General features: G+C 74.7%; 5 protein-coding genes. 2 read left to right on the plus strand and 3 right to left on the minus strand.

Annotated features, from left to right (window positions below; genetic code table 11):
• Positions 1-780 (plus strand): RICIN domain-containing protein (locus BZZ08_RS37880; RefSeq protein WP_198601941.1); only part of this gene is annotated, 780 nt, incomplete at its 5' end.
• Between the two features lie 27 nt (positions 781-807).
• On the opposite strand, the gene BZZ08_RS37885 is transcribed toward BZZ08_RS37880, so the two are convergent.
• The 3 genes from BZZ08_RS37885 to BZZ08_RS37895 form a co-directional block, all read right to left on the minus strand.
• Positions 808-2,889 carry an ATP-binding protein gene (locus BZZ08_RS37885; RefSeq protein WP_104636668.1) on the minus strand — a complete coding sequence of 694 codons (2,082 nt, stop codon included), beginning with the start codon at positions 2,887-2,889 and terminating at the stop codon, positions 808-810.
• A gap of 5 nt (positions 2,890-2,894) precedes the next feature.
• Entirely contained in the window at positions 2,895-3,572 is a 678-nt protein-coding gene (locus BZZ08_RS37890) for a DUF4255 domain-containing protein (RefSeq protein ID WP_104636669.1), read from the minus strand.
• A gap of 194 nt (positions 3,573-3,766) precedes the next feature.
• Entirely contained in the window at positions 3,767-4,450 is a 684-nt protein-coding gene (locus tag BZZ08_RS37895) for a helix-turn-helix transcriptional regulator (RefSeq protein WP_104636670.1), read from the minus strand.
• 341 nt (positions 4,451-4,791) lie between these two features.
• Between BZZ08_RS37895 and BZZ08_RS37905 the strand changes: the two genes are divergently transcribed.
• A partial coding sequence (locus tag BZZ08_RS37905; protein WP_157953371.1) for an AAA family ATPase occupies positions 4,792-6,251 on the plus strand: 1,460 nt, incomplete at its 3' end.

The following is a 6,251-nucleotide window of genomic DNA, read 5'->3' on the forward strand; positions in this document are numbered from 1 at the left end:
ATCTTCCTGGCGTTGGCGATCGCGTTCGTGATGATCTGGATCGCGTACAAGCCTCAGGTCCGCACCAGTGCGACGGAACAGACCGAGCAGGCCGGTGCGGCCCTCGCGCCCAGCCCGAGCGCGAGTCCGGAGTCGCTGCCCAGCAGCGCCGAGTCCGCGCCCGTCGAGCAGCCGCAGGTGCAGCAGCCGTCGGCCCCGCAGGAATCGGAGAAGAGCGACGGCGGAGGCGGCGGTGGCGGGGGTGGCGGTGGCGACGCCAAGAAGCCCGCGACGAAGCCGGCCCCGAAGCCGGTGGTTCCCGCCAAGAACATCCTGCTGCGGAACACCACCAGCCACATGTGCGCCGAACTCCCCGGGCGGGAGAAGGGCGTGCCCGACGGACCCGTCCAGCAGGCGGTCTGCGACGACACCGACGGGGACAACCAGATCTGGGACCTCGAGGTGAAGTACGAGAAGGGCGGCCCCGGCGGGGCACCGCTCTTCCAGATCCGGAACATCAAGGACAGGTTCTGCATGGACCTGCCGGACCACGGCTCCGCTGCCGTGGGGACGCCCGTCACCGAGTTCCACTGCGACAGCACCACCGCGACCGACAACCAGCTCTGGTGGGTCGACAAGCAGGAGAGCGGCGACTACTGGATCCGCAACTTCGCCAGCAACCAGAAGTGCCTCGGTGTGGAGGGTGCGAACGGCGGCGCCCTCTTCTCCAAGATGGTGCTCGACAACTGCAGCAACGTCGATGACCAGGAGTGGGAGATCATCCACCCGAAGAAGGGCTGACGGACAGGCCCTGGGCGGACCCGGCGGTCACCAGCCGCCTTCGCCCGGGACCAGTCTCCCGGCCTTGCGGTACTCACGGCGGGCGCCCTCCAGGAGGTCGTCCGCCGTCACCATGTCGTCGCGTCCGGCGGCGAGGTACGCGGCCGTGACGACCGCGCTGCGGATCGAACCGCCGGCCAGCTCGAAGTCCCGGGCCAGCACCCCCGGGTCGATGCCGTCGGAGGACGGGACCCGCGACAGGCTGTGCCGCCACAGCGCCAGGCGCTGCTCGACGTCCGGGAACGGGAAGTCGACGACCAGGTCCAGGCGCCGGGTGAACGCCTCGTCGATGTTGGCGCGCAGGTTGGTGGTGAGCAGGGCGATGCCGTCGAAGGACTCCAGCCGCTGGAGCAGGTAGGCGCTCTCCATGTTGGCGTACTTGTCGTGGGCGTCCTTGACCTCGGAGCGCTTGCCGAAGACGGCGTCGGCCTCGTCGAAGAGGAGTACGGCGTCCGTGCGGTCGGCCTCCGTGAAGATCCGCTCCAGGTTCTTCTCGGTCTCGCCGACGTACTTGTCGACGACCGACGACAGCTGGACCACGTACAGGTCGAGGCCCAGGTCGGCGGCGACCACCTCGGCCGACAGGGTCTTGCCGGTGCCGGACTCGCCCGCGAACAGGCCGAGGACGCCGCGGCCCCGGCCGCCGCCCGCGCTGAGCCGCCAGTCGCCCAGGACCCGGTCGCGGTGGCGGGCGCGCAGGGCCAGCTCGCGGAGCTGGACCAGCGGTTTGTGGGGAAGTACCAGGTCCTGCCAGTCCACGTCCGGCCGGATCCGGCGGGCGTGGCTCTCCAGCCCGGAGGCCGACTGCCGCCGGGCGGCGAGCCGGACGTGCTCGGCGTCGACCGGGGCGCCGTCGAAGGAGGCGAGGGCGCGGGCGGTCTGCGCGGCCCGCTGGATCCGGTCGCCGCCGAGCCGGTACGGGGCGACGGCCGTGGCCAGGTCGAACCCGTCGGCGTCGGCGCCCAGCGCGGCCCGCCAGGCGGCCACGCCACCGGCCCGGCGGCCCGGGGCGTCCAGGACGAGCGGGTCGGCCGGGGCCCAGTGCGGGTCGTAGGGGCGCGGGTCCGTCATGAGCACGGTCACGCCGGTCGCGGCGGTCAGCGTCCGCACCAACGGGCCCGGCTTCTCGGGCAGGCCCGACACCACGATCGCCCGGCCGCCGAGGCGGGCCTCGCGCAGCAGCTCGGGGACGTGGTCCTCAAGGTCGGTGCAGCGCAGCGCGTCGATACCCGCGGCGTCCAGGACGGTGGAGAGGGCGGCCAGGCCGTCACCCTCGCGCGGTTCCCGCAGATAGGCGGTGAGCGGGCCGTCCTGCAGCCGGGCGGTCAGGCGCCGGACGAAGAGGTCGGCGTCGCCGCCCGCGGCGGGCAGCGGGTCCGGCATCGGGAGCAGCAGGCCGAGGAGCGCGGCGTCCGGGGTGTCGTCGCCGAGGAGGTGGCCGATGAGCCGGTCCGGGACGCGCAGCGAACGGGTCAGGAAGGGGCGCTCGGGTTCCTCGACCTCCAGCAGGCCCAGGGCGCGCAGCGGGGCCGAGGCGTGGAACCGGGCCCGGGCCGTCGCCACGTGCGCGGGCATCCCGCACAGGTCGAGGGCGAGGCCCACGGTGGCGCGGCGGCGGCTCACATCGTTGTTGAGGTAGCCGTAGAGCGGCTCGAAGGTGCGGTCGACGTCGGGGGCGAGGGCGACGAGCAGGGCGGCCGTGTCCAGCTCGGTCAGCCGCGCCGTCCCGGCCAGCCGGGCCAGCCGGTCCCCGGGGCCGGCCGGAGTGCCCGCCGAGACGGGCTCCACGGGCACGGGCACGGGCGGGGCGTCGGCGGACGGCCAGGTGCGCAGCAGGTGGTGGACGGCCTCGTCGGGCAGGTACAGGCCGCGCAGCGGGTCGTCGGCCGTCGGGTCGTCGGCGGTGCGGTGCTCGACCAGTGCGGTCACCCGGTCCCGCAGGACTTCGAGCCGGGCGAGCAGCGCCTGGGCGGCATCGCCGGAGCCGCCCGGCGGGGCGGCGGCCGGTGTGCCCGTGGCGGAGGCGGTCGCGGGACCGTGGGTGGGGGCCTGGGTGTTCGCGGTCGTCACTGTCGTCACTGTCGTTTCGTGCGGCCGTCCGTTACGGCCTTGCGGGCGGCGCGGGCCGCAGCCACCTGGTGCGGCCGGTGCGAGCGGCCCTCGGACATGGGCGGGTCGCCCTCGATGCCGCCGACCCGGACCGTCGCGCCCTCGGTGACCGGGGGCCCGGCGTCGTACTCGGGGTAGGCCGGGAAGGGCGCGGTCACCACCAGGTCGAGGGACGGCTTCAGCTCGCCGCCCAGGGCGGACCAGATCTCGGCGAGGGAACGGGACTCGGTCTGGACGCCCGCCACCGTCATCGGCACGGGGAGGCCCATCGAGCCGAGCGCGCCGGGGAGTTCGTAGGGGGGCAGCTGCTCGCGGGGCAGCAGCGTCGCCAGTACGGCGGACAGCAGCCGGTGTTCGTCCTGGGGGGTCTTCGTCCAGGCCGTCACCAGGTACGACAGCCGGAACCAGCGGGGCGGCTGACGGCGCTTGACGACGATGTCGTCCTGGTCGCGCACCGCCACCTGGCCGCGGTGCCGACGGCCCACGTCCTCGCGGATGTCGTACAAGTAGGCGTTGACGACGGGGGCGTTGCGCCGGGCCGCCCAGTCACGGGTGGGTGCCTCGAAGGCCACGTCGATGCCCGAGTCCGTCAAGGCCCCGCCCTTGAGGAGGGCCTTCAGGACCTCGTCCACCTCGTGGATCACGCTCGCGCTCCTGCCCTGGCCGTACGCGGGTCCGCACGGCCCGCCCGCTGCCGCCGGTCACCGATGGCCGCCACCGATGCCTGTCACCGATCGTTCCTCCGGGTCCGTCCCGCCGCACGCGCGCCGGGGACGACGTACGGGCAGGAAGCCCTGCCCGTACGGACCGAAGGGTCCGCCTTCGATTGCCCGTTCGGTCAGATGTAGCCTTCCCGCAGGGCATAGGCCACGGCGTGGGCGCGGTTGCGCAGATGGAGCCGCGTGGTGAGTCCGTGCATGACGTTCTTGACCGTGCGTTCGGAGTAGGACAACTTGCCGGCGATCTCTCCGGTGTCGAGACCCTCGGCGACCAGCCGCAGGACGTCCACCTCTCGGGGTGCGAGGCCCAGCGAAGGCGCGCCGGGGCGACCTGCCGCGCCGCGGTGCAGGGTGCCCACCTGGCTGATGAGCCGGCCCAGCAGGTCCGCGGGCAGGTCGCCGTCGCCGCGCGAGGCGGCCAGGACGGCCTGCACCAGCCGGTGGGCGGTGGCCTCGTGCCGCCAGACGATGGCGCCGACGCCGCACTCGACGACGTCGAGCAGTTCGCTCTCTCGGATCGCGCCGATCACCAGCACCGCACGCGCGCCCTCGCTGCGCACGATCCGGCGCAGCCGGGTGAGCGCCGCGTCGTCGAGCGCGTCCTCGATGAGCAGGGCCACCGTGCCCGGCCCCGACTCCTCGCGCAGGTCGATCTCCGGGTGCCGGCGCAACTGGCTGACCGCGCCCTCGCGGCTGATCGGGTCCGGAGCGGACACCGCCACCGGGACCCGCCGGTCGATGCCGCCGACCGCCTTGCCGGGTCCATGGGCCGCGGCGGCGGAGGTGGACGTGGTGGAAGTCATGGATGTGGTGGTGTTCCGGGGTGAGTTGAGCAACCGTTTCCCCCCTGTTCACGTGCCCGCTGTCCAGCACAGGCCGGTAGCGGATGTGCGTGTTCCACACTTATGGGACTGCTGGGACTTCGCAATCGTGGAGCACCACGAGGCACACCACGAAACCAGCGCGCCGACCGCCACGAGCGGCCGCCGAGCGGGCGTCCCGGCAGGTCAGCGGGGTATCGCACGGAGGCGGGGCCCTTGGAGACGGCCGCGGGCCACCGTGACCCACGCCACTTCGCACCACCGTTCACCGCAGTCGTTCGTCTCACACACCGGGGGAGCACCATCCACCACAGGAGGCACCGATGACCGGACCGCTCCGTGAACGCGACGACGCCCACGCGCTGCTGGCCGCCGAGATCGAGCGCGCACGGGCCGGCACCGGCCGCCTCGTCCTGCTGCGCGGCGCCACCGGCACCGGACGCACCGCCGTGCTGGAGACCACCGCCCGGCACGCCGAGGACCGCGGTCTGCGGGTGCTTCGCGTGCGCTGCTCGCCCGAGGACACCCCGGTGCCCTTCGCCATGGTCCTCCACCTGCTCGGTCCGGTACCGGAGTTCACGGACATGGCGCCGGGCGGCGACGACCGGGGCAGCGCGGCCCGGCTGTGGCGGCTGCTGCGCTCGTACGCGGCCGAGAGCCCGGTGCTGGTGGCCGTCGACGACGTCCACCTCGCCGACGACTCCTCGCGCCGCTGGCTGACGGAGGCCGCCCGGCACGTCGACCGATTACCAGTACTGCTGGTCGCCACCGAACGCAGCCAGTACGACGTCGAACCGCGCCCCGCCGGACTCACCCAGGCGCTGTCGCCGTCCCTGGTGCGCACCCACACCCTCGCCCCGCTCAGCGACTCGGCGGCGGCCGGGCTGGTCCGGGACGCCTTCCCGGACGCGCCGGCGCGGTGGACCGAGGAGTGCGTACGGGCCGGCGCGGGCAGCCCGCTGCTCCTGCACGCCCTGCTGGACGACCTCGGCGGCACCCCGCACCCCGACGGCGTCCCGCCCGTGCCGGACAGTTGCGCCGCGCTGTACCCCGGGTCCTACCCGGCCGCCGTCTCCTGGTGGCTGCGGAGCGCGGGCCCCGCGACGGCCGACGTGGCACGCTGCCTCGCCGCCCTGGAGCAGGCCTGGCCCGCGGGCCCGCCGGACGGCCGGGGCGCGCTTCGGCATGCCCTCCCGCACCCGCGGGCACCGTTGCCGGACGGCGCGTACCGGCAGGCGTCGGCGTTCGGCACCGGGTCCCCGCAGGCGTCGCCGGCGGACGGCGTGTACCGCCCCGCCCCGTCGTTCGACACCGCGCGGCGGCACCCCCACGACGCACCGACGGCGCGGACGCGTCGGCCCCGGGACATCGCGCCGGGCTGCCGGGACGTGTGGAGCGCGGACCCGGGGAGCGGCGGCGCGGACCCGCGCTCCCCACGTCCCGGCTTCGGCGCGGAGCTTCCGGAACACGGCCCCTATCCGCACCCCGACGAGCCCGCCGGACCCGCCGACCGGACGCCGTACCCCGCGTACCCGTACGACCCGTACGACCCGTACGACGGACGGCCCCCGTCCGCACCCGGCACCGCCTACGGCCGTACCGACCCGCCCGCGCACGCGCCGCACCGGACGACGCTGTGGCGTACCCCTTCCCCGCCCCCGGCGCGAGCGGCGGCCGGTGACCCGGTCGACGTGCTCGCCGAGGCGGCCGGGGCCGACCCCGCGCGGATCGAGGGCTGGCTCGCCGCCATGACCCGGCTCGGGCTGCTGCGCCCCGACGCGGG

The organism is Streptomyces sp. MH60, assembly GCF_002939385.1.
In the GTDB taxonomy this organism is placed as follows: Bacteria; Actinomycetota; Actinomycetes; order Streptomycetales; family Streptomycetaceae; genus Streptomyces.